The 24,519-nt window shown below is 65.9% G+C and carries 25 protein-coding genes; 19 read left to right on the top strand and 6 right to left on the bottom strand.

The features are described 5' to 3' along the window. Position 1 precedes the first annotated feature (1 nt). Positions 2-961 (top strand): lipoyl synthase, encoded by a 960-nt coding sequence (gene lipA, locus Q9R27_RS07275; RefSeq protein ID WP_311251685.1) that lies wholly within the window; start codon positions 2-4, stop codon positions 959-961. Between the two features lie 29 nt (positions 962-990). Continuing rightward, positions 991-1,701, top strand: a complete 711-nt coding sequence (locus tag Q9R27_RS07270; protein WP_311251684.1) for a DUF4191 domain-containing protein — start codon at positions 991-993, stop codon at positions 1,699-1,701. An 82-nt stretch (positions 1,702-1,783) separates the two neighbouring features. Here the strand turns inward: Q9R27_RS07270 and Q9R27_RS07265 are convergent, their stop codons facing one another. After that, a complete protein-coding gene (locus tag Q9R27_RS07265; protein WP_311251683.1) occupies positions 1,784-2,593 on the bottom strand; it encodes an LppX_LprAFG lipoprotein in 810 nt (269 codons plus the stop codon). Positions 2,594-2,616: 23 nt separating this feature from the next. Then, positions 2,617-3,018, bottom strand: coding sequence for an RDD family protein (locus Q9R27_RS07260; protein ID WP_311251682.1), 402 nt, complete (start codon positions 3,016-3,018; stop codon positions 2,617-2,619). Positions 3,019-3,223: 205 nt separating this feature from the next. Between Q9R27_RS07260 and glnA the strand changes: the two genes are divergently transcribed. Both glnA and Q9R27_RS07250 read left to right on the top strand, forming a co-directional pair. Then, complete coding sequence (glnA, locus tag Q9R27_RS07255) at positions 3,224-4,654, top strand: type I glutamate--ammonia ligase (RefSeq protein WP_311251681.1); 1,431 nt, start codon at positions 3,224-3,226, stop codon at positions 4,652-4,654. Between the two features lie 168 nt (positions 4,655-4,822). Next, complete coding sequence (locus tag Q9R27_RS07250) at positions 4,823-5,629, top strand: DUF4192 family protein (protein ID WP_311251680.1); 807 nt, start codon at positions 4,823-4,825, stop codon at positions 5,627-5,629. Here the strand turns inward: Q9R27_RS07250 and Q9R27_RS07245 are convergent, their stop codons facing one another. Further along, positions 5,630-6,160, bottom strand: coding sequence for a GNAT family N-acetyltransferase (locus Q9R27_RS07245; RefSeq protein ID WP_311251679.1), 531 nt, complete (start codon positions 6,158-6,160; stop codon positions 5,630-5,632). It lies immediately after the preceding gene. A 42-nt stretch (positions 6,161-6,202) separates the two neighbouring features. Between Q9R27_RS07245 and Q9R27_RS07240 the strand changes: the two genes are divergently transcribed. After that, the gene (locus tag Q9R27_RS07240; protein WP_311251678.1) at positions 6,203-6,817 is read left to right on the top strand and encodes a TetR/AcrR family transcriptional regulator C-terminal domain-containing protein; all 615 of its coding nucleotides are present in this window, start codon (positions 6,203-6,205) and stop codon (positions 6,815-6,817) included. A gap of 26 nt (positions 6,818-6,843) precedes the next feature. Here the strand turns inward: Q9R27_RS07240 and Q9R27_RS07235 are convergent, their stop codons facing one another. Together Q9R27_RS07235 and Q9R27_RS07230 are read right to left on the bottom strand one after the other, a co-directional pair. Beyond that, positions 6,844-8,175, bottom strand: coding sequence for an ABC transporter permease (locus Q9R27_RS07235; RefSeq protein WP_311251677.1), 1,332 nt, complete (start codon positions 8,173-8,175; stop codon positions 6,844-6,846). Beyond that, a complete protein-coding gene (locus Q9R27_RS07230; RefSeq protein ID WP_311251676.1) occupies positions 8,175-8,912 on the bottom strand; it encodes an ABC transporter ATP-binding protein in 738 nt (245 codons plus the stop codon). Before Q9R27_RS07230 ends, Q9R27_RS07235 begins: the two co-directional genes overlap by 1 nt. Positions 8,913-9,115: 203 nt before the next feature. Between Q9R27_RS07230 and Q9R27_RS07225 the strand changes: the two genes are divergently transcribed. The 14 genes from Q9R27_RS07225 (at position 9,116) to Q9R27_RS07160 (ending at position 21,310) form a co-directional block, all read left to right on the top strand. Further along, positions 9,116-10,069, top strand: a complete 954-nt coding sequence (locus Q9R27_RS07225) for an ABC transporter ATP-binding protein (protein WP_311251675.1) — start codon at positions 9,116-9,118, stop codon at positions 10,067-10,069. Continuing rightward, positions 10,066-10,848, top strand: a complete 783-nt coding sequence (locus tag Q9R27_RS07220) for an ABC transporter permease (RefSeq protein ID WP_311251674.1) — start codon at positions 10,066-10,068, stop codon at positions 10,846-10,848. Before Q9R27_RS07225 ends, Q9R27_RS07220 begins: the two co-directional genes overlap by 4 nt. Before the next feature lie 80 nt (positions 10,849-10,928). Then, entirely contained in the window at positions 10,929-12,110 is a 1,182-nt protein-coding gene (locus Q9R27_RS07215) for a sensor histidine kinase (protein WP_311251673.1), read from the top strand. Next, positions 12,107-12,730, top strand: a complete 624-nt coding sequence (locus Q9R27_RS07210) for a response regulator transcription factor (protein ID WP_311251672.1) — start codon at positions 12,107-12,109, stop codon at positions 12,728-12,730. Before Q9R27_RS07215 ends, Q9R27_RS07210 begins: the two co-directional genes overlap by 4 nt. A 96-nt stretch (positions 12,731-12,826) precedes the next feature. Further along, positions 12,827-13,762 carry a M23 family metallopeptidase gene (locus Q9R27_RS07205; protein WP_311251671.1) on the top strand — a complete coding sequence of 312 codons (936 nt, stop codon included), beginning with the start codon at positions 12,827-12,829 and terminating at the stop codon, positions 13,760-13,762. A 652-nt stretch (positions 13,763-14,414) separates the two neighbouring features. Beyond that, entirely contained in the window at positions 14,415-14,585 is a 171-nt protein-coding gene (locus Q9R27_RS07200; RefSeq protein ID WP_311251670.1) for a hypothetical protein, read from the top strand. A gap of 1 nt (position 14,586) precedes the next feature. Then, the gene (locus Q9R27_RS18745) at positions 14,587-14,841 is read left to right on the top strand and encodes a GNAT family N-acetyltransferase (protein WP_397219655.1); all 255 of its coding nucleotides are present in this window, start codon (positions 14,587-14,589) and stop codon (positions 14,839-14,841) included. 453 nt (positions 14,842-15,294) lie between these two features. Beyond that, a complete protein-coding gene (locus tag Q9R27_RS18740; RefSeq protein ID WP_397219654.1) occupies positions 15,295-16,467 on the top strand; it encodes a bifunctional DNA primase/polymerase in 1,173 nt (390 codons plus the stop codon). A gap of 127 nt (positions 16,468-16,594) precedes the next feature. Continuing rightward, positions 16,595-16,915, top strand: coding sequence for a hypothetical protein (locus tag Q9R27_RS07185; protein WP_311251669.1), 321 nt, complete (start codon positions 16,595-16,597; stop codon positions 16,913-16,915). Beyond that, positions 16,915-18,198 (top strand): hypothetical protein, encoded by a 1,284-nt coding sequence (locus tag Q9R27_RS07180; RefSeq protein WP_311251668.1) that lies wholly within the window; start codon positions 16,915-16,917, stop codon positions 18,196-18,198. Before Q9R27_RS07185 ends, Q9R27_RS07180 begins: the two co-directional genes overlap by 1 nt. 16 nt (positions 18,199-18,214) lie before the next feature. Continuing rightward, positions 18,215-18,418, top strand: coding sequence for a helix-turn-helix domain-containing protein (locus Q9R27_RS07175; RefSeq protein ID WP_311251667.1), 204 nt, complete (start codon positions 18,215-18,217; stop codon positions 18,416-18,418). Beyond that, complete coding sequence (locus Q9R27_RS07170) at positions 18,405-19,589, top strand: tyrosine-type recombinase/integrase (protein WP_311251666.1); 1,185 nt, start codon at positions 18,405-18,407, stop codon at positions 19,587-19,589. Before Q9R27_RS07175 ends, Q9R27_RS07170 begins: the two co-directional genes overlap by 14 nt. A 64-nt stretch (positions 19,590-19,653) precedes the next feature. Beyond that, entirely contained in the window at positions 19,654-20,310 is a 657-nt protein-coding gene (locus Q9R27_RS07165; RefSeq protein ID WP_311251665.1) for a type IV toxin-antitoxin system AbiEi family antitoxin domain-containing protein, read from the top strand. Continuing rightward, complete coding sequence (locus tag Q9R27_RS07160) at positions 20,303-21,310, top strand: nucleotidyl transferase AbiEii/AbiGii toxin family protein (protein WP_311251664.1); 1,008 nt, start codon at positions 20,303-20,305, stop codon at positions 21,308-21,310. The genes Q9R27_RS07165 and Q9R27_RS07160 overlap by 8 nt, the downstream gene beginning before the upstream one ends. A gap of 571 nt (positions 21,311-21,881) precedes the next feature. Here Q9R27_RS07160 and Q9R27_RS07155 read toward each other — a convergent pair. Beyond that, a complete protein-coding gene (locus Q9R27_RS07155; RefSeq protein WP_311251663.1) occupies positions 21,882-24,401 on the bottom strand; it encodes a LuxR C-terminal-related transcriptional regulator in 2,520 nt (839 codons plus the stop codon). Between the last annotated feature and the right edge of the window lie 118 nt (positions 24,402-24,519).

Here is a 24,519-nt window from a genome sequence, read left to right as displayed (position 1 = left end):
TGTGACGCAAGCTCCCGCCGCCCAGAACTCACCCACGGCTCCGAATGGCCGGAAGCTGCTCCGACTCGAAGTGCGCAACGCGGAGACCCCGATCGAGCGCAAGCCGGAGTGGATCAAGACCAAGGCCAGGATGGGGCCCGAATACAACGAGCTGATGAAGCTCGTGAAGTCCGAAGGCCTGCACACGGTCTGCCAGGAAGCCGGCTGTCCCAACATCTTCGAATGCTGGGAAGACCGCGAGGCCACCTTCCTGATCGGCGGTGACCAGTGCACCCGCCGCTGCGACTTCTGCCAGATCGACACCGGCAAGCCGGCCGAGCTGGACCGCGACGAACCCCGGCGGGTCGCCGAGTCGGTGCGCACCATGGAGCTCAAGTACGCCACCATCACCGGTGTCGCGCGCGACGACCTGCCCGACGGCGGCGCCTGGCTGTACGCCGAGACGGTGCGGGCGATCCACGAACTCAACCCCGGCACCGGGGTGGAGAACCTGATCCCCGACTTCAACGGCAAGCCGGACCTGCTGGCCGAGGTCTTCGAGTCGCGCCCGGAAGTGCTGGCGCACAACGTGGAGACGGTGCCGCGGATCTTCAAGCGGATCCGGCCCGCGTTCCGCTATGAGCGCTCCCTGGACGTGCTCACCCAGGCGCGGGCGTTCGGCCTGGTCACCAAGTCGAACCTGATCCTGGGCATGGGCGAGACCCGCGAGGAGATCTCCCAGGCGCTGCAGGACCTGCACGACGCCGGCTGCGAACTGGTCACGATCACCCAATACCTGCGCCCCAGCGTGCGCCACCACCCGGTGGAGCGGTGGGTCAAGCCGCAGGAGTTCGTCGAGCTCTCCGAGGAGGCCGAGGAGATCGGTTTCTCCGGCGTGCTGTCCGGACCGCTGGTCCGTTCGTCGTACCGCGCTGGTCGCCTGTACCGTCAGGCGCTGGATAATCGTGCCAACGCATCCTGACCCTGACTGAACGAAGAGGCCCCGCAACCATGTCCACGCCGCAGACGGACCCGTCCAAGATGAGTCGCCGCAAGCAGCTCGTCCAGACCTACAAGATGGCCAAGAAGTCCGACAAGGTCATCGGGCTGTGGATGCTGGGCGCCTTCATCGTCGGCTTCGCGCTCGGGTTCGGCCTCTTCTGGATCCTTCCCGGCTCGGGCACCCTGGGCTTGGTGCTCAGCATCATCGGCGGCCTCTTCGTCGGCTTCCTGGTGATGATGATCGTCTTCGGTCGCCGGGCGCAGGCGGCTGCGTTCAACCAGATGGACGGCCAGAAGGGCGCTGCCGCGGCGGCACTCGGGATGCTGCGCCGTGGCTGGAAGTCCGAGCCCGCGGTCGCGTTCAACAAGCAGCAGGACGTCATCCACCGCGTGATCGGTCCCCCCGGAGTGGTCCTGGTCGGTGAGGGTTCCTATCACCGGGTCCGCCAGATGATGGTGATCGAGAAGAAGAAGTACGCCCGGATCCTGCCCGAGACCCCGATCCACGAGGTCTACTGCGGCAACGAGGAGGGCGAAGTCCCCCTCAAGAAGCTCATCAAGCACGTCACCAAGCTGGGCCGCAACATCAAGCCCAAGGAGATGACCGACGTGCTCTACCGGATCAAGGCACTCGACGCGAACCGCTCCAACATCCCGATCCCCAAGGGCCCGGTGCCGACCAGCATGAAGGGCCAGCGCGGCAACCTGCGCGGTCGGTGACACGAACGCTCATTCGTTGTGTCGCGAACGCTCAATGCTTGATGCGCGAAAGCTCAATCGTTGATGCGTCGGCGATCTGCTGTCACGGGGATTCGGTGGCCCCGCCGGTCGGATACGGCTCCACCTGAGCGGCCGGCGGCGCGGCAATGTCGACCTCGCCGCCCCAGTTCGACATCACCAGCTTCATCGATCCCTGGCCGGGCAGGTCGGATTCCATCTTGATCATCTGGCCCGACTCGTCGAGCCACACGTCGTACGTCAGTGTCTCCGGCACCGCCGAGGCGTCCGCGAGGTCCTCCAGGCTCGACGTACTCGTGGTCACCACGTAGTGGTTGGTCGCCACCCCGTTGATGGTGTCGTTGCCGACCAGGTAGACCTCCTGCAGGCCCTGGGCGAAGACCTCGACCGACGCCTTGGGGTCGAAGCTGTTGAGGCCGCCGAGCTGGCGCACCAGCGGGTTGTCCTCGTCGTTGAGGTCCAGCTCGTAGTAGATCCGCGTCTCGTCCTCGGGCTGCGGCAACGAGACATACATGATGTTGTCGATGACGATGCTGTGCATCTCCCCCTCGCCGGTGGCCGGCACGGAGAGGCTCAGGCTGACCCGCGGGCTCTCGTGGGAGTAGTCGACCTGGCCCTTGGAGACGGTGACCATGCCGCCGTTGATGATCTGGAGTTCCATGTCGGCCGTGTCGTTCTGACCGAACGCGTCGGCGATCAGGGTGGCGAACTCGCGGGTGTTGATCTTCTCGCCCACCGGCGGTGCCTCGGTCGGCACACTGGAGCCGCCCTGACCGGGGTCGTCGGCAGACTCGTCGTCGCCGGAACAGCCAGCCAGTACGGCGATCAGCAGCGGCGTGGCCGCGGCGAGGGCAAGGGAGCGGGTGATGCGCATGGGCACCAACCTAGACGACGGACCTAGGAGCGGGCGGCAAGATCGGGGTGGACGTCCCGCAGGTTGACACTGACCGTGCCGGCGGCCATGTCGTGCAGGCCGCGTCCGTCGGGCCGGAAGACCAGCGGCGGGATGACCAGGGCGACCATCACCTGGCGCAGCAGGGCACGGAAGATGTCGACGGGGCGACCGGATCCATCGGCCCGGACGACGCGCAGGCGGATCGCCAGCTTGCCGAAGGAGCCGCCGAGCAGCGCGGTGAAGACTGCGGACTCCACGACGAAGACGATGAGGGTGTACGCCGAACCCCGCTGGTCCCCGGTGAAGCTGTCGGCACCAGCGATCAGCATCACCACGAGCATGGAGACGACCCAGTCAATGATGAGGGCGAAGACGCGCTGGAGCCAGGAAGCGGTTTGCTGCACGAGAGATGAGCCTACCTGCGGCCCCTGATGCGATTTTTATCCCCCTGAGACTGACCTTCTGTTACATGGCTGAAACAAACCGGATACGGTCAAGAAACTGCTCGTAACTAGATTACGGACAACTTCTCCGGTGCAGCGCCGCATCGAGGATCTCCAAAACCGCATCCAGTTTGCGGTCGCCTGAAGGGGCGGCCAAGGAGGACGAATGTTCGCAAACAGCGACGAACTGCTGGGCTACATCAAGGACGAGGGCGTCGAAATGGTCGACGTACGCTTCTGCGACCTCCCCGGCGTGATGCAGCACTTCACCATCCCCGTCTCGTCGTTCGACGAGTCCGTCTTCACCGACGGCCTCGGCTTCGACGGTTCCTCGATCCGTGGCTTCCAGGCCATCCACGAATCCGACATGCAGCTCTTCCCGGACCCGACCACGGCGTACATCGACCCGTTCCGGGTCGCGAAGACCCTCGTGGTGAACTTCTTCATCCACGACCCGATCACCGGTGAGGCGTACTCGCGCGACCCGCGCAACATCGCCCGCAAGGCGATGGCGTACATGGCCAGCACAGGCATCGGCGACAAGGCGTTCTTCGCGCCCGAGGCCGAGTTCTACGTCTTCGACAAGGTCCGTTTCGCGACGAACGCGAACGAGGGCTTCTACCACATCGACTCCGAGGCCGGCGCCTGGAACTCGGGTGCTGCTGGCACCGAGGAGAGCCCGAACCGCGGTTACAAGGTGAAGTACAAGGGTGGCTACTTCCCGGTGGCGCCGTACGACCACTTCGGTGAGCTGCGCGACGAGATGGTGATCGAACTGGAGAAGGCCGGCCTGCAGGTCGAGCGCGCCCACCACGAGGTCGGCACCGCCGGCCAGGCCGAGATCAACTACCGGTTCGACGAGCTGCTCAAGGCTGCCGACGACGTGATGAAGTTCAAGTACATCATCAAGAACGTCGCTTGGCGCAACAACAAGACCGCGACCTTCATGCCGAAGCCGATCTTCGGTGACAACGGTTCCGGCATGCACGTGCACCAGTCCATCTGGAACGAGGGCGAGCCGCTCTTCTATGACGAGACCGGTTATGGCGGCCTCTCGGACATGGCCCGGTGGTACATCGGCGGCATGCTCAAGCACGCCCCGGCGCTGCTGGCCTTCACCAACCCGACGGTGAACTCCTACCACCGCCTGGTGCCCGGCTTCGAGGCGCCGATCTCGCTGGTTTACTCGCAGCGCAACCGTTCTGCCTGTGTCCGGATCCCGATCACCGGCACCAACCCGAAGGCGAAGCGGGTCGAGTTCCGCTGCCCCGACCCGAGCGCCAACCCCTACCTGGCGTTCTCCGCGCTGCTGCTGGCTGGCCTGGACGGCATCAAGAACAAGATCGAGCCGGCCGACCCGATCGACAAGGACATCTACGAGCTGCCGCCGGACGAGATGGCCGAGATCGAGCAGGTCCCGACCACGCTGGACGCGGTGCTCAACGCACTCGAGGAGGACCAGGACTTCCTCACCGTCGGGAACGTCTTCACCCCCGACCTGCTGGAGACCTGGATCGACTACAAGCGCAAGAACGAGATCCTGCCGGTGCAGCAGCGTCCGCACCCGCACGAGTTCGAGCTGTATTACGACATCTGATCCGAGGGTTTTCACCATCTTCCGTTAGTCGTCGAAAATGGCGTCTGACCTGCGGAAACGTCTTTCAACGTCTCGCGGCGTCAGACGCCATTTTCCGTTGTCGTGCGTACCCAGTGCACCCCAAGTTTGGTTTCAACCACCTCGCGAGGACCGGCACACCTCAGGGGTATGAGCCTCTCCATCCACTCCTCCGACGAGCTGATCGCAGCCATCCCCCACATGCTCGGCTTCAAGCCACAAGAGTCGATCGTCCTCATCCCGATCCGCTCCGATCTACCCACCGCCCGCATCGACCTCCCGACCACCCCACGAGCCCAGGAGCAGGCGTGGCGCTCGATCCGCGAGGGAATGTCGCGCTACGCCCGGCCCGGCGCTGCCGTCGGCATCGTCTGCTTCACGGCCGACCGCCAGCAGGCCGACCTGATCGGCCGCGAGTTCGCCGAGCGACTCGACACCATCGGCATCGACACCCACCTCCTGCTGTGGGCGGATGAGACCCGCTGGGCCGACCTGGTCACCGGAGACATGGGCCTCCAAACCGACGGTGCCCGTGAGCACGTTGCCACCATGACCGTCCTCGCCGGTCGACCCCAGCCTGCTGCCACCCGCGACTCACTCGCCCAGTCCCTCGTTGGCGACCGAGAGCCCGTGGCGAGGTTGCTGCCCGAGACCCGAGCCAACACCACTGCGAGCACAGTCCAGGCCGAGGGCCACTGGGCGGTGAGCCGTGTACAGCAGTTCCAACGCGATGGTGTGCGCCTGGACGATGCGGACGCGGCCAGGCTCCTCGTGGCCATCGAAGCCATCCCGACCCGCGACCAACTCTGGCTCGGCATGACCCGAGGCAACGCCGTCTCCCACGTTGCCCTGTGGACCGACCTGACCCCGACTGCACCGAACGGGTGCGAAGAAGGTCATCGTGCTCGCCGGTCAGCCAGGCCGATACCGAGGTCAGTCCCCGCTCTCCACGCATAGCTAGAGCCTGCACTCGTAGTGGACCAGCTCGACCTCGAGTCCCGACGGGGCAGTGCCCAGACCGCGACCCACGGCAACGAAGCCGGCCTTGACCAAGACGTGCTGGGAAGCGACGTTGTCCACGACGGTGCGCGCGCTCAGCTTGGTTAGGCCACTCCCGCGAGCGAACTGAGCAGCCAGCCGGAGCGCTGCACCGGTCAGTCCCCTACCCCGAGCCTCAGGGCGCAGCCAGAATCCGACCTCCGCAGCGTCGGTGGTGACGTCGAAGAGCACGAGGCTGCCGACGAAGTTGTCCGCCGTTGCGTCGGCGATCGTCACGACAGCCAGATCGCCGTCAGCCAGGCCCGTGGCGATGACGCCGTCGATCATCTCGACCACCGACGCCCGGGAGTAATCCGGCGCTGGCAGGTGCGCGTATGTGCGCACTTCCGTGTCACGGGTGCCTTCGGCGTACGCAGGGGCGTCGAGTCGGGTCATGGGCCGAAGCCGGACGGAGTCATTGGCCAGAGGCAGAAGAGCAGCGTTCAACACTCTCTAAACCTACCAAAGTTAACTTAAGAGTAAAGTGGCGCCATGAGCTATTGGTCTGACCCCAAGCCGGTGCGACGTACCCGTGCTGTCACCGTCGACGACGTGGCGCGCGAAGCCGTCGTCCTCTTGGACGAGGGCGGGATCCCTGCCGTGACCATCCGCTCCTTGGCCGGCCGGGTCGGGGTCGCCGCACCGAGCCTCTATTCCCGGATCCGGTCGGTCGACGACATCTTGGACCTGGGGCTGGACCATGCCCTCGATGGCGACAGGCAGGTCTGGCGCGCCGCCGAGACAGGTTCTCCGCACGAGTTGCTGCTCGCCCTCTACGACCATCTGTGCCGACACCGCTGGGCAGCACAGGTGATCGGTTTGCGAGCACCCCGTGGTCCCGCCTACCTGCGCTTCTCCGAGCGACTCCTCATCCTTCTCCTCGGCCAAGGGGTCGAGGATCCGTTATCGGCGGCGTACGCCATGTCCAACTTCGTCATCGGCAGCGCCACGACTGCGGCGAGTGCAACCGACGAACCCAAAAGCCCTGTCGACCACTCCCTCGCTCCCACGTACTCACGGCTGCACGCCGGACATGCTGTGGACCCAAGGACGATCGTCGACGCCGGGCTGCGGGCGCTCACGTCCGCTGTAACCGGTCGAACTTGACGTGCGCCGCGATCGCTGGGGGCGGTTCACTCGAATGCCAGAGCCTTCGTCAATTGCCTTCGTGTCGTCAACATCACCACGACTGCACCGACCGCCATCGCCACGGCCAGAGCCGTCCCCAGCACCATCCCGGACAACGCCCACGTGCCGTCGGGCACTCGAAGATGGCCTCGCAACGCAGCGAGGAAGGGCAGTACCGTCACCAAAGCTACCGCCGCACCGAGGATGAGCCCGCTGAGGACGCCGATCAGCAGCTCAACCAAGGAGGTCAACCCGGACTGCAGGGGCGTCGCCCCCAGTGCTCTGAAGGTGGTCCTCTCTCGGCGAGAGCCCAGTGCCCACAGGATGACGGTGTTGACGAAGGAAACCGTGGCGTACGCGACGATGAGACCGGTGAGCATGTAGTTCACAATTCCCCCCACATCGGGGTGGCCACCGGGCGCTCCACCGGCGGCTTCGTCAACGGCCATCTGCATGGAGATGAGAGAGAGCGCCGCCCCGACCGCGACGAGCAACGAGACAGCGACCGGAGCAATCGCGCCGACGCGGGCGCGGGCTCCGTGTGCGGCGAGGCTCCCAGGCACCCCGGTCACCGCGACGAGAGCCCCCAGAGCGAGCACGAGGGGCCGCACCAGCACCGGGGCGATGAGCGCCATTCCTCCCGCCCACAAGAAGATCGCCGGAGAGGCGGTGGAGGACGCGACGGGGCCTCGCATCACCAACAGAGTCACCAGTGAGAGTGCCAGTCCCCCGAGCAGCACGGCCACTCCGGTGAGTGCCCGAGCAGGCGACAGGTGGCCGGACTGGTCATGTCGCTCCACGAGTGCCTCGGCCGGAGCTAGGCCGGCCCACCTGTGGACGGCGGTCAGACCAGCCACGAGGCTGGTGACGATTCCGAGAGCGACGGAGGTCACACACGGCAGGAGCCGAGGCGGCACCTCCAGGCTCGCGGGTGCGATGCCAGCATCGGTCATGACGGCCAGGATCTGGGTCGACAGAGGCACGCTGAGGACGAGCCCGAGCGAACTGCTGACGAGACCGATGGTGAGGGCTTCAAGAGTGACCAGTGATCGCAACTGTCCAGGGGATACTCCCACGGCTCGACCGAGCGCCATCTCGGCTCCGCGCTGCGCGAGCGTGAGTGAGAAGGCGACGCACACCAGCGTCACCATGATCATGATGGTGAGCCCACCGAAGACTGCGCTCAATGAGATGACCTCGTCGTGGCCACCACGGATGCCGGCGTCAAGGAGTGAACCGTTGACCGCCACAACGGCAGTCCCACTCGCCAGCACGATTGCCGTGACGATCAGTCCTGGCCAGCGCAGCATCAGCGTGCCTTTGAGCAGGATCCACATCAGGCATCCCGCCTGGGCGTCGAGATGGGTGTGTCGGCCTTTGACAAGCCGCCCGAAGCGAGTTGCAGGGTCCGGTCGGTGAGTCGGGCGACTCGTTCGTCGTGCGTGACCAGCACGACCCCCGCGCCCGTCTCGACGACGCACCGCAGAGCAGCCATGACCTCTTCTGATGACGCCCGGTCCAGTGCACCGGTGGGTTCGTCGCCGAACAGCAGTCGTGGCCTGCTGGCCAGGGCCCGGGCGATCGCAACTCGCTGCGCCTGTCCCCCGGAGAGTTGCGCGGGCCAGGCCCGCACTCGCTTCGCCAGCCCCACGGTGGCCAGCGCCGTCATGACTCCGTCCCTGACGCCTCGCTCGCGCCGCAGCCTCAGCGGCAGCGCGACATTGTCGAAGACGGTTAACGACGGAAGGAGGTTGTAGGACTGGAAGACGAAACCGAACATGTCGCGACGGAGCCGACTGAGCCGCCGTTCGGGGAGCCCGACCAGGTCCAAGTCACCGAAGCGGACCCTGCCCGAAGTGGGAGGGCGTAGGCCGGCCGCCACATGCAGCAGGGTGCTCTTGCCGCAGCCAGAAGGCCCCATGATCGCTGTCATCATGCCAGGCTCGAAGGTAGCCGAGATGGGGCCGAAGACAGGGACGCCTCGAGCCCCTTTGCCAACATGGGCTGTGACTGCCTCCAGCGCGAGCGCGTGGTGTTGCCCCGTGACACTCGCGCCTTGCTTCGTTGTCTTCATCCGTCGAGCATGGGTGATCGATGGGGAACTCAGCATCGGTCATCCGGCTGCTACCGCCTCAACCGATCAGCGGGGTCCTCGGCGATGGCCGATACCCCGGTGGTGGCCGGTCAAGGCTGATTCCCGCAATCCTCTGAATGGTGGATGCCAACAGCGCCTGATGCCTGATGCGCCCAACGTCCCAACCTCGGGATGCTGGATGCATGAACACGACAGCAGTGCAGGTGGAGCACCTCCGCAAGTGTTACGGCGAAACCGTCGCCGTGGACGACGTCAGCCTCACCGTCGATCGCGGGGAGATCTTCGGCATCCTCGGCCCGAACGGCGCGGGCAAGACAACCACTGTCGAACTGATCGCGGGGCTACGCATCCCCGACGGTGGCAGCGCTCGCGTGAACGGCCTGGACCCGGTCGCCGACCGCAGCGAAGTCACCCGCCTCCTCGGTGTTCAGCTGCAGGAGAGCCGTCTGCAGCCGAAGATCACTGCCCGCGAGGCCCTGAAACTGTGGTCGGCCTTCTACGACGACCCCGAACCATGGCCTGACTTGGCCGATCGCTTGGGGTTGATCAGTCTCCTCGACCAGCAGTTCCGAACGCTCAGCGGTGGCCAGCAGCAGAGGCTTTCGATCGCGCTGGCCCTCGTCGGCCGCCCCGAGGTGGCGATCTTGGATGAGTTGACCACCGGTCTGGACCCCCAAGCGAGGCGTGAGGTGTGGCAGCTGGTGCTGGAAGTCAGGGAGCGCGGGGTCACCGTCTTGTTGGTCACCCATGCCATGGAGGAGGCGCAGAGCCTCTGCGATCGCATCGCAATCATCAACGACGGCCGAGTCCGAGCAGTGGACACACCTGACGGGCTGATCGGACGAGCTGCCACGGCCACTGTCACATCCTTCACCACCGAGTCCGCCGTGGACCTAGAAGCCCTGCGCGAGATCTCCGGGGTCGCAGCGGTGCGCACCGAGGCGGGTCGGATCGTCGTTGAAGGTGCCGATGAGGTCCCGCTCCTCGTGCTCAGTTGCCTTGAGAGCCAGCGGGTCGTGCCACACAGGCTGCGTGTTCAGGAGGGATCTCTCGACTCTGCATATCTGGACCTCATCTCCACCCCGCGTGAACCCACAGTCATGAGTCCGAACCTCATCGCGGAGACCGCACGATGACCACCCGTACAGCCCAGAGTCCGACCTCGATCCAGCCGGCTGGTCCGACCATGGCCGTCCTGCGAGCCGAGGCGAGACTCTTCGGACGAGAACTTGGCTCCCTGTTCTACATCCTGTTGTTCCCCGTGGTGCTGCTCAGCATTCTCGGGGCCATCCCCTCCTTCCGCGAGGACAACCCCGACCTCGGGGGCATGTCCGTTGTCGACCTCTATGTGCCGGTCACGGTCCTGCTGTCGATGATCATGGCGGCCTTAATGGCGATGCCGTCCATCGTTCTCGCCTACCGTGAGGCCGGGGTGCTGCGCCGCCTCCGCACCACCCCGGTGCGCCCGGCCTCCATCCTTGTCGTGCAGGTCCTGTTGCATGCCGCCACGGTGGCGGCATCCTCGATTCTCCTGCTCACCGTAGGTCGGCTCGTGTTCGGAACACCCCTTCCCCAGTCGTGGCCCGGCTACATCTGCGCCTACCTCCTCGCGTTGGTGGCATCCTTCTCCTTGGGGGCTGCGATCACGGCGATCTCCCCGAACGCCCGGGTCGCCGCAGTCTTCGGCTCGCTCGCTTTCTTCGGCTCCATGTTCACCGCCGGGGTCTACCTGCCAGTGCAGGCGATGGGAGGGCTGCTCCGACGCATCGTGGAGTTCACACCCCTTGGTGCCGCCTCGGAGGCGATGAACGCCGCGATGCTGGGGGCGCTCCCGGATGTGGGTGATCTCCTGGTCGTCGCCGCGTGGGGCGCGCTGCTCGCGCTCTTCTCAGTGCGCCTTTTCCGGTGGCAGTGAGATGCTGAGATGATGCGGTGATGGGAGTACCCGGCGAGCGGATCAGATGGGAGCGGTGGACGCCTGCCGTTCCGCTGGTCATGCTCGTGCTGGCATCCGCGGTGGCGACGCCCACGGCGGTCCTCTTCGGAGTCGACACCCCGGGCTGGCTGCTGTCCCAGACATGCCTCGTGCTCGCGAGTGCGGCTTGGACTTGGTGGTGGGTCCTGCGTCCCCGGCGACGGCAGTCGGCCCCTGCCGCGCAGAACATCCACTTCTTGGGTCGGATGGTGCTCGCGTTCGTACTGACCTGGATCAATCCGTTCTTCGGACTCTACGCCTGGGTCGGGTATTTGGATCTTGGTGACCTCCGGAACCAATGGGTGAGGAGGATCGGCCTCATCGGGGTGGCGTTCACGCTGGCCGGGTCACAGTCCGGGGGCTTCCCTCCAACCAGTGGGGTCCAGTGGCTGGTGTTCGTGGTGCTGCTTGTGATCAACATCGGTTTGGCGGGCCTGCTGCACCACCTCCAACTACAGAACACACGCAGGGCTGAGGAGCAGAGGGCCGTGATCGCTGAGTTGGGACGGGTCAACGCCGACCTGGAGCGTGCAGCCACTGAGAACGCCGCTCTACACGACACCGTCTTGGAGCAGGCAAGGAGAGCTGGGGTACAGGACGAACGGCAGCGACTTGCCAGAGAGATCCATGACACCATCGCCCAGAGCCTCGCCGCGACCTTGGTGCAACTCCAGGCCGCGCAGCACGACCCGGATCCCGGAGTGAGGCTAGCCCGGGCAACCGATCTGGTGCGCAGCACCCTGCGGGAGGCCCGCCGCTCCGTTATGAATCTCGCGCCCGGCCCCCTGACGTCCACGAGCCTTGCCGAGGCGGTGAACGCTCTGGTGCAGGAATGGTCGCAGGAGCGTCCCGTGCAGGCGGATGTCACCGTGGTGGGTGAGGTCCGTGCTCTGCACCCGGAGGTGGAGGCGACAGTGTTGCGGGTCGCGCAGGAGGCATTGTCCAACGTCGGGAAGCACGCTCGTGCGCGTCGCGTGGGGGTCACGCTCACCTACGACGACGAGCAAGTCGCGCTCGATGTCCGGGATGACGGCATCGGCTTCGACCCCACCACGTCGGTGACCGACTCGTCCTTCGGGCTGCGGGGAATGAGGCAGCGAGCCGCTCGCCTCGCCGGCACCTTGGACGTCGAGACCGCGGCCGAGCAAGGCACGGCCGTCTCCGTGCATTTGCCGGCCCTGTCGAGAGAGGGTGCAGCATGATCCAGGTCGTCGTGGTCGATGACCACCCTGTCGTCCGCGACGGAGTCGTCGCGACCATCTCCGCCGCACCGGATCTGGAGGTCATCGGCCAGGCGGCCAGCGGGCCAGACGCGGTCCGGGTCGTAGCGTCTTCGGACCCCGATGTGGTCGTGATGGATCTGCGCATGCCTGCTGGCGGTGGAGTGGAGGCCGTACGTGAAATGAAGAGCAGAGGGCTCAGAGCATCAGTGCTCGTGCTGACCACCTATGACACGGACTCGGAGACGGTGGCCGCGATCGAAGCCGGGGCGACCGGGTACCTGCTGAAGGACTCGTCAGCCTCCACCTTGATCGAGGCCATCCGATCGACCGCAGCTGGGGAGACGGTGCTGTCGCCGGCCATCGCCACGCGCCTCGCGTCGCACGTGCACAGTCCGTCGCGCCGGGCCACTCTGAGCGCGCGGGAACGCGAGGTGCTGCTGCTCGTGGCGAGGGGCACGCCGAACCGGCTGATCGCCAAGGAGTTGTTTGTCAGCGAGGCCACGGTGAAGACGCACCTGACCCACATCTTTGACAAGCTCGGGGTGTCCGATCGGGCAGCTGCTGTGGCCACTGCCTATGAGCTGGGGATTCTGGGCTGATCTCCGGGAGGTTCGAACGGATATCCGCTGTTCGGACGATGCAGCACTGACCCACTGGGCGATGCGCTGTCCACTGCCGGTTGAGAGGCTCGCATCATGACCGAACAGCAGGACTCCGCCCGAGCGGAGGCGAAAAAGGCCCCGGCGCGGGATCGCGAACTGAGGCGACATCTGGGAGGCCTCACAGGTTGGTGGTTGGGGCTCTTCATCGGGCTCATCCTCCTCCGGGAGGCACTCCGTCTGCCCGAGGGTGGTTGGAACGTGAGTGTGCCGATCTGGCTCGTCTTAATTCCGCTGGGCATGGCGCTGCTCGTGCGACCTGTCCAAGCGGACGATGCCCCTCCCCGCACCGTCTCACCGCCCGTCCACGGACGGTGGACCGCCATCAATAGCCCGGCGACCCAGGTGCCAAGCCATGGAGTGCGCACACTGGGCCAAGCTTTCGCGATCGACGTCCTCCACCCCTTCGACGGCTTTTCGGGGCTACGGGTCGGCTGGGGGATACGTCAGCGTCGTCCCGAGGAGTACTCCTGTTTCGGTTCCGACGTGTTGGCGGTGCGGGGTGGTCACGTCGTCCATGCGCACAAAGGCCGGCGGGACCACCGCGCGCGCAACACTTGGCCGGGCATCATCTTCATGCTCACCATCGAAGGCGTCTGCCGTGAACTCGGCGGGTCCCGGTTCGTCATGGGCAACCACGTGGTGATCGACCACGGTGACGGTTCCTATGCCGCGTACGCACATCTGCGCCACGGCTCCGTAGGCGTCGCCCCAGGGATGAGCATCACCACCGGTCAGAAGATCGGTGAGGTCGGCAACACCGGCAACAGCAGCGAGCCCCACCTCCACTTCCAGCTCATGGACCGAGCACGCCCCACGCATGCTGCGGGCCTGCCCTTCCGGTGGAGCGACATCGCCATCGAGCCGGATCCGGACCCCCGATGGAGCACCGCCAAGAAGGCCACGGCGACCATCCACGGCCTGCCGGGAACCGGACAGACCTTCCACACGACAGGAGAAGATGGAAGATGAACGAGACGCGAACGACCACGCATACCTGGACCAGCCGCTGGTAGACGCCGTCACGGAACGGGGTCGCGACCACTCGCCGTGGGAACGGGTGGACTGCCTCGACCCATGACGACACCGATCGCTCGCGCCTTCTCGGGCCCACGCGGTGCAAGGAGAGCACCGGGAGGACCAGATGAGAAGGAACACCGCCGGCCCGCGCAACACCTCGCAGGTGGACCTAACCAATCCGACGGTCGACGAGCTCGGCACCGCGGTGCACCAACTGCGCCGATGGCAGGCTGATGGTGCAGCCTGGCAGCTGCACCCGGAGGCATCGGCTGGTTCTGGCGAAACGGTCTCCAGACGACCGCCCACGCGGTCCGCCTCCGACCAGGAACGGCGCCGTAGTTGCGGTCGGGCTGCTGGACGGCGCCCACCTCCTGCGACTCACCACCGCTCCTGAGGTACACCACGACCGTCACCTGGCACGTCGACTCGCGGCAGACATCTCGGACCTCGAGACGGGAGTGCTCCCGCCAGACAGAGCGAGCGTGGAGGTCCCGGCCGATGCGGCACTTCAGCACGTTCTCGCCCAGTGCGGCTGAGCACCGATGAACCGTTCACCCCTCTGCGCCGAGACCTTGCACAGAAGGTGGAGGACACCGGCATTCGCGTGGAGATCGTCACCGAGGCGGAGTCCGAGGAGTGGGCAGGCGTCCTGCGCTCGGCGTTCGGTACGCCCTCCCCGACCAGGAGCCGTTGGCAGGCGATGACCTCGGGTTTGTGTACGAGGACGCTGCGTGCCTGCTGGGGCACGACCGTGATGACGCAGCCGCAGCCGTGACGTGTGGTCCGCCGGAGCGGTCAGACCCGGGCTCATCGAACCCATGGAAGTGCACGAGAACCACCGCGGCCGAGGTCTCGGAAGGGCCATCAACCTCGCTGCTGCAACTGTACTTCGAACGGTGGGAGCATCCAGCGCGTCGGTATACACGCCGTCATCGAATACCGGTGGCGTTGCGACCTACGCAAGGCGCGGCTTCGTCGCGCTGCCCTCGGTGCTCGACAGGCTCCGGCCCTCCGCATCGATCTCTAGCTAGGAAGGGCGCCAGCACGAACGTGGTGTGACTCCACAGCAGCGCACCTCCCGCGCCGTTCACGACCCGCCGAGGGGCCGGATTCACTGGGTCAGGTTCTCTCCAAGATCCCGTGACCGGGATCGACCCTCAGCTCCGAAGACGATGCGAACGAGGCACCAAGTCGGCATCCACATCATCGTGACCGTGAGCACGTCGTCTCTTGATCCCCCACCGGACACGAACCACCCCATCCCAGGGACCAAACCGGACTTCGTGATCTCGCCGAACGCGTCTCTCTCGCGGGCGGTACCTTCACCTTGGTTCGGGCATTTCAGGTTTCAGACACCCTCACGGCAGCTGATTGGGGTACGCCCGTTGACCTGCGCAAACGCGTATAGGTACGGGCGTACCCCCACGCCTACCGGCGGGTAAGGGCTACGAAGTCGGATACGGGTTCTGAGGATCGTCGAGCCCATGACCGACTCGACACTCCACGCCGCCAACTCTCCTCGCTGGTCACCAGCGCTGGTGGCTGACCTGGAGCAGTCTGCGACACCCGCGAGCGCTGCGTCGGTGCTCGCGTCTGCTGGGGTGCCGGTGTTCCCGTGCGTCCCGCAGCAGAAGAAGCCGCTCACCGAGCACGGCTTCCACGACGCCTCGACCGAGACGTCCGTCGTAGCCGAGTGGTGGCGTCGGTGGTCGGACGCGAACGTGGCTATGCCGACCGGCTTCGCCTCTGGCGTGGACGTTGTGGATATCGACGTGCACTCCTCCGGAAGCGGCTTCGACGCCCTGCAGCAAGCTCGGTCCGCCGGCCTCCTCGGAACACCCGCATGGGTGGTGTCGACACCCTCGGGCGGGATGCACGCGTGCTTCCTCCGCACGGGTCCGGACGAGCAGCGGTCATGGCAGGTCCCCAGGCGACACGTCGACTTCCGCGGCGACGGCGGGTACGTCGTACTGCCGCCATCCACCGTCATCCAGCCCGATGGCGAAGCTCGCACCTATCGGGTCGTCAACGTTGCCGCGCACCAACCCGATGCTGTCGACGCGACCGCGCTCCGTCGATTCTTGGAACCGCCTCGTCCGACCCGTCCGCCGGCTGACCTTCCAAGCCTCGGCGCTCGGCCGGACCGACTCGCATCCTGGGTTGCCTCGCGCGGTGAGGGCGAGAGAAACCGCGGGCTCTTCTGGGCGTCCTGCCGCATGGCCGAGTCGGGCGAACGGTTCGACGTCGCCGCCACTCTCCTGGGCGAGGCTGCCCAGCCTGCGGGTCTGACCGTGCACGAGGCGATGACCACGGTCCGCTCGGCCTACCGCCACGACGAACTCGTCTGGGAACTGTCCGCACTGCACCTGCACTGGCTGAACTCCTACAGCCCCGACGCCTCGCCGTCGTCACCGCTGGCGTGGCATCGCGACTTCGCCGAGACCCGGCACCGGCTGCGGGACTGGGTGGCCGCCTGCGGCACTCGACTGGACCGCGACCGACCCACCCGCCACACCACCTGGCCCGGCGAACCCGCCGCACTCCCCGCGGCCGAAACCTCGGTCACCGATCGGGACGCCGACTTCGTGCAGTTCGTGATGGAAGACGTCACCGCACGCCGCCAGGTCGAAGCCGACCTCGACCGCCACGCCTCCTGACCCTGGTCGCGCGAACTGTGGACAACCAGCCGTTGTCCACAGCCCGACGAATCGCCCCGTCCCGCAACCGGCTCTCGGGCGAACGGTGGCGGTGCGCGCACCTGATCTTCAACGAAGGGACACCCTCATGCTTCTCGCCCACGCGGTCGCCCTGGCCGAAGCCCGCTCCTACATCGCAGCGCTCGCCGATGAGGCAGCCACGTTCGACGGCTCGGTCGAGTACGAACACGCCCTGCTCTACCTCGACCTGATCCACGGCGACGACGTCCCCGCCCTCGACACCCACGGGCTCACCGACGACCGCGCCATCCTGCACGCCGTCGCCGTCCGCGCCGTCAAAGAACTCGCCGACCACGGTGTCGACAAGCTCCAGGTCGAACTGCTCCTCGACATGCTCGACGTCGCCCGCGACCGCGACAACCCGAACCCCGAGGCCAGTGGGTTCTGATGTACGGCGACAACACGGCGGCGCTACGCGGCGAACTCGCCACGCTCCTGCAGATCACCCGCAACCAGCAAGGCCTCGACACCCTCACGTCCGACGATGCCGTGCTGATCGCGTCCTTTCGCACCAGCCTGACCCTCTGGTGCCAGCAAGCCGTCCGAGCGTCGAACCCCGACGGCGACTTCGGCGGAACGACACCGCGCAGCCGCGGGCCAGCCGAGGAACTGCGGCACCGCCTCGACCAGGCCCGCACCGCATACACCGCTCCCCTGCCGGACCTGGACCAGCTCGCCACGCCCCACCCCAACCACGTCGTCGACCTGTGGCGGCGTGCAGCGAAGGCAGCGGCACTCGGTGAGCACGACTTCCCCGCCGGTCTGGACTACGGCAATCTCACGGAGCACCAGGCCATGACGGTCTTGAAGGACGCCTCCGAAGTCGCCCGGGCACTCACCGGGCTCGACCGGCACTACGCCGCGGCTGTTCCTGGCTGGGAGGCGATCACCGAGGCGGACGGGCTGAGTCGAGCCGCGGTCGTCTGCGCCGCCCACGCCGGTTACGACAAGCCCGACTACAGCGTCGACCAGCGCGGCTGGCGTCCCCCGGTCCAACTCGTCGACGGACCAGCACTCCCCGGACTCGACGGTGTGCATCAGGCGCAGAACAACCTGCTCGTCCACCTGCGCCACCAACCCGACGCCTACAGCCTGCGGCTCATCTTCGACTCCCAACGGATCGTCAGCCGCGGTGCTGCGGAGTTCTGCGGCCAGAGCCCGAGCCGTGAGCAGATCGCCGCAAAGTGGGACCACCGACACGAGACCTACCGCCAACTCATCGATCAGTCCCGCAACCTCCGCGGCTTGGTCGGTAACGGCTTCGCCGCAGCCGACGGCGCACTCGCCGCTGCCCGCATGAAAAACCTCTCCCCGGCCGAGGCGGTCAGCGGCAACCAACTCCGCCACCTTGATGCGTTGTTCACGCACATCGACCGACGCCTCGCCGCGATCACCCGTGCTGGCGCGAGCGACCGCAGCTACCTCGTGCGCGTCACCATCCCGCGCATCGACATGTCCGCCCCGGGCGCGGTCAAGGAACCGCGAGCACGACACGTACCTCTCGACGTCCCCACCAAAGCGCGCCTCCTGGTGACCGTCGACCGGCGGCTTCGCACCCCGGAGCCACGAAGGCCTGTCTCTGCCACTTCAGCCACAGAGCGGGCGGCGTTCGTGCGCTCGATCAACGGACCCACGCAGGAAGGATCGATCCACCATAAGCGAAGCCTCTGACCACAGCCACGAAGGCATGCACCTCCCCGTCAGCGACCGACTGATGACCGTCGAGGAGGTCGCAGACTTCCTCGGCGTCCCCATCGCCACGCTCTATCAGTGGCGGCACAAGGGCACCGGTCCTGTTGCGTTCCGGGTCGGCCGGTTCCTGCGTTACGACCCCGGCGACGTCCGGGTCTGGCTTGAAGCCCAGGCGGGAGTGAGCCATGGCGTGGGTTGAGCGACGTGCGCGAACGGGAGCCAAGGGCAAGCGGGTCGTCAACTACCGGGTGCGCTGGCGTGATCCCGATGGTCGAGCACGCGCCAAGACGTTCCCCCGCAAGGTCGATGCCGATCGGTTCGCGGCCGAGATCTCGGCGGACATCGTCCGTGGCCATTACTACGATCCCGACGCGGGCAAGATCAGTTTCAAGGAGTACGCCGTCGGGTGGCTCGCTGCGCAGACGTTCGACGAAGGAACCCACGAGGCTGTCGAGCTGCGGCTGCGCCTGCATGCTTACCCGACGTTGGGCCCGAAGCTGCTGGTCGAGGTCAAGCCGTCCACGATCCAGAACTGGCTTCGCGGACTGTCCGAGCTTGCGCCGACGTATCGCAAGGTGCTCTACGCCAATGTGTCCACGGTGTTCACCGCGGCCGTCGACGACAATCTGATCCAGAAAAACCCCTGCAAGGCACCATCGGTCCGACGCCCCAAGACCGAGCCGCGCAAGATGGTGCCTTGGACGGTCGAGCAGGTCGACGACGTGGGCGAAGCGCTCACCGAGAAGTACCGGCTGGTGGCGCACCTCGGGGCAGGACTCGGTCTGCGGCAAGGAGAGATCTTCGGCCTCTCCCCTGACGACATCGACATCGAGAACGCCGAGGTGCGTGTGGTCCGCCAGGTCAAGATCCGCTCCGGCAACAAGCTCCTCTTCGGCCTCCCCAAGGGACGCAAGACCCGCACTGTCCCGCTCCCCGACTCTGTTCTCGAAGCGATCAACGTGCACATGACCAAGTTCCCTCCGCGGGACGTCACCATGGCGTGGGACCGCCTCGACGGCGCAGAGCGCACCGTCTCCCTCCTGCTCACCACCCGCGAAGGCGGCGCACTGAACCGCAACTACTTCAACACCCGGATTTGGCGACCCGCGCTGGAGAAGGCAGGCATCGAGTCAAAGCGTGAGAACGGGTGCCATGCGCTGCGGCACTTCTATGCGAGCACGCTCCTCGACGGCGGCGAATCGATCAAGGCGCTCAGTGAACACCTGGGCCACAGCGACCCGGGCTTCACCCTGCGCACCTACACCCACCTCCTACCGACCTCGAACGAGCGGACACGCAAGACGATCGATGCAGTCTTTGGACGCGACAGCGACGACACCGCGGCAGAGAGCGAAACGAACGATGACTAGATCTTCGGTCCGCTCCGGGTTTTCACTACAGCATTTGTTCCCCGAAGTGGGTACAATCGATGTCGTGAGCGACTCGACGGTGTCCCGGATCGGCATCCTGGCCGAACGTCGCTGGGGCATGTTCACCACCGCCCAGGCTGAGGCGGTCGGGGTGTCGCGCAAGCAGCTGGTGCGAATGACAGCGAGCGGGGTGCTCGAACGCCTGGCCCAGGGCGTCTACCGGATGGCCGGCGCTCCCCCACAGGACCACGAGAACATCTACGCAACTTGGCTGGCCCTGGGCGGCGCAACCTCCCAGCCGACCAAGGCCGGCACACCCGCCCTGGTGGCAGCTGGGGTCACGGCCGCCGTGGTGCATGAGATCGGCGACTTCTTCCTCGACGGCATCGACTTCATCGTCGGCTCCCGCAAGACCACGCGTCTGCCCGACGTACGCCTGCGCATCCGTCGGCTCACTCCCGCCGATACCATCTCCGTCAATGGGCTGCCCACGCTCACGGTCGAACGCACCATCACCGACCTGCTCGATCTCGGCACCGACACCTCACTCATCGACGACGCCCTGCGCGAGGCCGCCCGGTTCGGCAAGATCACCGATCCGCAGCGACTGCGGGCCGACCTGACAGCAGCCCCGACCCGGCTCCGGGACGATGCCGGCGTCCTGATCGAATCGCTCGACGCAATCCTGGCTCCCAACGCAGAGGCGGCTCTCCATGGTTGACGCGCAGGGGTATGGCGACTGGCGCGCCGTAGAACTCGCGATCAAGGACGCCGCCAAGAAAGCCGCCCGCGAAGCCGGTGCCGGCGTCAGCGCAGCGACCGTGGACGCGCAGATCCGCCAAGCCCGCTACGACCGATTCCTGTCCCGCGTGTTCGCCGCGGGCGAGGCCACCGAGTGGATGCTCAAAGGCGGCCTGAGCATGCTGGCCCGGGTCCCGCGCTCGAGGACCACCAAGGACGTTGACCTCGCAGCGCGCGGGGCCACCGACCTCGACGAGGCCGAACGGCAGCTGTCCGCGCTGGTCGCTGTCGATCTGGGCGATCACCTGACGTTCAGCCTGACGCGGTCGCTGCCGACCGGCGCGGGCGAGAACCAACCCAGCCTGGCCACCCGCCGTTTCATCTATGCCTGCCTCGACGTCGACACCGGCGCGCAGATCGACACGGTCACCGTCGACGTCGTCGTGGGTCCTGCACCCATCGGCACACCCGAGTACGTCGAACCGGCCAACCGCCTGCAGCTGAAACGTCAGCTCGTCACTCACCCCTACCGGCTGTTTCCGGTCGTTGATCAGATAGCCGACAAGGTCTGCGCGACCATGAGCACCGACTATCCGGGCGGGCGTCGCAGCAGCCGAGTCAAGGACCTGGTCGACCTCGTCGTGCTCGCCCAGACCCAGTCGGTAGACCTGAGCGAACTACGGGTCGCGATCGCCACCAAGCAGGCACTCAGCGGCATGGACCCGTTCGCCACATTCACCATCCCCGACACCTGGCACCGCACCTACCCGAACACCGCGAAGGGCGTGCCCTCAGCCCAGACCTACACGGCCGCGGAGGCCGCGAACCTGGTCGCCCGGTTCGTTGATCCCGCCCTCACCACCGCGGGCGATTCCGCGATCTGGGACCCCGAGCAGCTCGCTTGGAGCGCGACGGCGAGCGTACCCAAAGCGTACCCAGCGGACTGGCCGACAGCGTTTGCGCAGGTCAGGGCGGGTTAGTCGGTCACTATTACGACATCTGATTTGAGGGTTCTCACCCTCTGCCAGTAGTCCGCGAAAACGGCTCCTGACCTGAACAAACGTCTTTCGGCGTCTGGCAGCGTCAGGGGCCGTTCTTCGTTGTTCTGCGGCCGCACGGCGGCCCCAGCGTCAGCGGCCCTTGCCCGGCCAACGCTGCGCACCTCAGGGGCATGAGCCTCTCCGCCCACTCCCCCGACGAGCTGATCGCGGCCATACCGCACATGCTCGGATTCAAGTCACAAGAGCCGATCGTATTCGTACCGATCCGCTCCGACCTCCCCACAGCCCGCATCGATCTCCCGACCACCCCACGAGCCTAGGAGTTGGCGTGGCGAGCCATCCGCGAGGGCATGTCTCGCCACGCCCGGCCAGGCGCTGCCGTTGGCATCGTCTTTTTCACTCCCGACCGGCAGCGGGCCGACGTGGTGAGCCGCGAGTTCGCCAAGCGACTCGACACCATCGGCACCTAATCGTGCAGCAGTCCCGTTCGACCTCTCGTTTGGCTCGCGTGACTCACGTGTGCGATACGCGCCCGGTGATGCATTCTGTTCTACGCGCGAAGGAGGTCACGGAGTTCGGCTCGGCTGCCGACACCTAACTTTCGGAAAGCGGATGCGAGCTGGTTCGTGACTGTGTTGACCGAGACCTCGTTCATCTCGGCGATCTCCTTCGCGGTGTATCTATCCGCAGCGAGTCGGACGACAAGATGCTCTCGTTCCGTCAGCAAAGTCGAGCGATCCGGCGCAGTGTTCCACAGTGCCATCATCGGCATACGAACACGCACTGCGTCTGCGGCGAGGAGATGTCGCCGCGTGGCCATCTCCGAGAGCTTCCGGCGATCATCGATGTCAGATAGCCACAGCCTGGTGTCAGCAGCAGTGGTGGCAAGACCCAGTTCGGATGCGTCCGAGGCGATCTGCGCAAGCATGTTGACATCGCTCTCGGCGATGGCCTCGGCGTGGCTTGCGAAGAGTCGTAAGAGGCTGCCTCCTGCCAGGTCGGAAGCGGCGCGTAGCAGCGCGGCGGTCTCGGCGGGTCGTCGGCCCATCCGCGCAACGCAGTGCGCGATCATCCCGGCGAAGTAGGTGTGCTGAGCTGTCATAAGCCACCCCGCCGTGTTGAGTAATAGATCTGCGCTCTGGTCAGCACGGCGTTCTGCGTTAGCCTGCCACGCCTCGACCCATGTTCGCAGCATGACTACCTTGGGGTCGCTTGCCGCCGTTTCAGGGATGCTGTCAAGTTCTTTATACGCCTCGACGCTCCGCCCCGTTGCAATGGCAGCCGCGGCAGTGAGGGCGTGGGCGGCTGGCAGGAGACCCGTGCTGTCGCGCCACGCAAGATGGGAGACTGCGGCTTGGCCTAACGAGTACGCCCGCTCGGCATCCGCCGAGAGGAACTCCAAGAACCCGAGGGCGTACTCCCAGATGCCCACGGATTCCGGGTTGTACTCTCGTGAGGAAGCGATTGCTTGCGTCAGCCGCCGCCGGGTGGCGAGCACATCCCCGCTATAGGACAACGCCATGATCTCGGTGAGTTCGATCAATGAATCGCCGCCTGGAACCAACGCCAGGAGTTCGGTGGGAACCTCCCGCATTCGTGGCAGTAGCAGCGTGGTTTCTCGCAAGGGGCCAGTGATCACGCCGGAGACCCCGGCAGTGATCAAGCTCATCGCACCCTCCTGGCTGCGGATTTCGTGAGGCGCAGTGATCGCATCGTGTGCTTGCCCAGCGACAGCGGCCCAGCGCAGACTCGCACCTTGCAGGTGGGTGAGGCTCATCTCGTCGCGCACTATGTTGAGCGTGCTCTGAACAATCTGGAGTGCTGCGGTTGCATCGCTGTGCCGGATGCCGAGATGCTGTGCATGAGCGAGGGTGACTGACGTCCGTTCTTCATCGGTTCGGGCAAGTCGCTGTGCCTCGTTGAAATGCACATCGGCAGTCTCAGTATGGCCGAGCAATGATGCCGCAAGGCCAGCGACCCGACGCGCGGCCAAAGCATCTGGCTTGATGTTCAAGACGGCGGTAGCTGCGCGGAGCGCGAGCCGTGCATCAAAGGACCCGAGTGCGTACTCTGCCAAGGAGATCATGGAGGCAGTCTCGAAGTCACAGCAGTGCTCCAACGCCAAGAGATCCGCCTGACGCTGTGCATGGGGGCGAGATGCTGCGGACGGACTCCTCAGCACGTCTATCGCATGGTGTGCGATCTCGTGCAGCAACGTCGAGGAACAGCGGGAAACGAGATGCGGCGCATCAAGCGGGTGCGACAGTCGCAGCCAACCGCAGTCACTGACCTCAATGAGGTTCGCGTGAGCTAGAGCATGCCGGTCTTCAGTCGTGACCTCATCGAAAGGACACTCTCCGGCCAAGGCAATGAGAGTGGCGGCTTTCACCGCGGTCTTGGACAGTCGACTGAAGCGCTCCGCAAGAAGGCTGTCCAGCCGTTGCGTCAGTGCGGGCGACCCGTGGAGTTCCCAACCATGCGGGGTTTGAGTGAGGCGACCACTGTCGGCCGAACCTCGGACGATCTCACGCAGATGCAGAGGGCTCCCACCGGCTGCCGAAAGAAGCTCTGCCCGGGCTCTGGGGGTGGGTTCCCCGCCAACGAGGTCAGCGAGCAGCACTTCAGCCTCGAAATCGGACAACGCCGGCAGCGCCGCCTCTGTGAGATAGCCGGCGTCGTAGAGATCACCGATACTCTGCGGTGCCACACCGAGGTCGCGGACAGTGAGAATCGCCGGCATCTGCGTCGTGGAGACCAGTTGAGAGACAACGTACAGCGAGGCGTCGTCGAGCAGATCCACGTTGTCAACCAGGAGGACGGTCCGCGAACGGCGGCGCGCAAAGGCATCCACGACGACCGCCGGAGACTCCAGCGCCGCAGCCGGGATCTCATTGATGCCCGCGAAAGCACCCAATGGCACCGACGAGCCAGAAACGGTTCCAACGACGAGAGGCGCGTTCGCGCCCGCCGCCGACAGCGCCGCCTGCGTCTGCCGTAGCGTGTGAGACTTGCCGCTGCCGTCGACGCCGGTCAGTACCGTGGCCCGACCGTGTGTCAGGGTCTCCTCCACGAGGTGGTTCACCGTGCCTTGGCGTAGCACTCCTCCATTCACGGGCGACATGTCCTCTCCGTATTCCAGGAGGACACGCCCCGCACCGTGACCCTCGTGTGCATAGCCAATTTCTCAC

This window comes from Nocardioides sp. AE5 (genome assembly GCF_031844485.1).
In the GTDB taxonomy this organism is placed as follows: domain Bacteria; phylum Actinomycetota; class Actinomycetes; order Propionibacteriales; family Nocardioidaceae; genus Nocardioides.
This window is presented reverse-complemented; position numbering and strand designations above follow the sequence as displayed.

What these genes read in the sequence shown, in the direction of transcription:
- Q9R27_RS07270 (WP_311251684.1), top strand. Translation starts at nt 991, where the DNA reads ATGTCCACGCCGCAGACGGACCCGTCCAAGATGAGTCGCCGCAAGCAG.
- Q9R27_RS07265 (WP_311251683.1), bottom strand. Translation starts at nt 2,593, where the DNA reads ATGCGCATCACCCGCTCCCTTGCCCTCGCCGCGGCCACGCCGCTGCTG.
- glnA (WP_311251681.1), top strand. Translation starts at nt 3,224, where the DNA reads ATGTTCGCAAACAGCGACGAACTGCTGGGCTACATCAAGGACGAGGGC.
- Q9R27_RS07250 (WP_311251680.1), top strand. Translation starts at nt 4,823, where the DNA reads ATGAGCCTCTCCATCCACTCCTCCGACGAGCTGATCGCAGCCATCCCC.
- Q9R27_RS07240 (WP_311251678.1), top strand. Translation starts at nt 6,203, where the DNA reads ATGAGCTATTGGTCTGACCCCAAGCCGGTGCGACGTACCCGTGCTGTC.
- Q9R27_RS07235 (WP_311251677.1), bottom strand. Translation starts at nt 8,175, where the DNA reads ATGTGGATCCTGCTCAAAGGCACGCTGATGCTGCGCTGGCCAGGACTG.
- Q9R27_RS07230 (WP_311251676.1), bottom strand. Translation starts at nt 8,912, where the DNA reads ATGAAGACAACGAAGCAAGGCGCGAGTGTCACGGGGCAACACCACGCG.
- Q9R27_RS07225 (WP_311251675.1), top strand. Translation starts at nt 9,116, where the DNA reads ATGAACACGACAGCAGTGCAGGTGGAGCACCTCCGCAAGTGTTACGGC.
- Q9R27_RS07220 (WP_311251674.1), top strand. Translation starts at nt 10,066, where the DNA reads ATGACCACCCGTACAGCCCAGAGTCCGACCTCGATCCAGCCGGCTGGT.
- Q9R27_RS07215 (WP_311251673.1), top strand. Translation starts at nt 10,929, where the DNA reads ATGCTCGTGCTGGCATCCGCGGTGGCGACGCCCACGGCGGTCCTCTTC.
- Q9R27_RS07210 (WP_311251672.1), top strand. Translation starts at nt 12,107, where the DNA reads ATGATCCAGGTCGTCGTGGTCGATGACCACCCTGTCGTCCGCGACGGA.
- Q9R27_RS07205 (WP_311251671.1), top strand. Translation starts at nt 12,827, where the DNA reads ATGACCGAACAGCAGGACTCCGCCCGAGCGGAGGCGAAAAAGGCCCCG.
- Q9R27_RS18740 (WP_397219654.1), top strand. Translation starts at nt 15,295, where the DNA reads ATGACCGACTCGACACTCCACGCCGCCAACTCTCCTCGCTGGTCACCA.
- Q9R27_RS07185 (WP_311251669.1), top strand. Translation starts at nt 16,595, where the DNA reads ATGCTTCTCGCCCACGCGGTCGCCCTGGCCGAAGCCCGCTCCTACATC.
- Q9R27_RS07180 (WP_311251668.1), top strand. Translation starts at nt 16,915, where the DNA reads ATGTACGGCGACAACACGGCGGCGCTACGCGGCGAACTCGCCACGCTC.
- Q9R27_RS07175 (WP_311251667.1), top strand. Translation starts at nt 18,215, where the DNA reads ATGCACCTCCCCGTCAGCGACCGACTGATGACCGTCGAGGAGGTCGCA.
- Q9R27_RS07170 (WP_311251666.1), top strand. Translation starts at nt 18,405, where the DNA reads ATGGCGTGGGTTGAGCGACGTGCGCGAACGGGAGCCAAGGGCAAGCGG.
- Q9R27_RS07160 (WP_311251664.1), top strand. Translation starts at nt 20,303, where the DNA reads ATGGTTGACGCGCAGGGGTATGGCGACTGGCGCGCCGTAGAACTCGCG.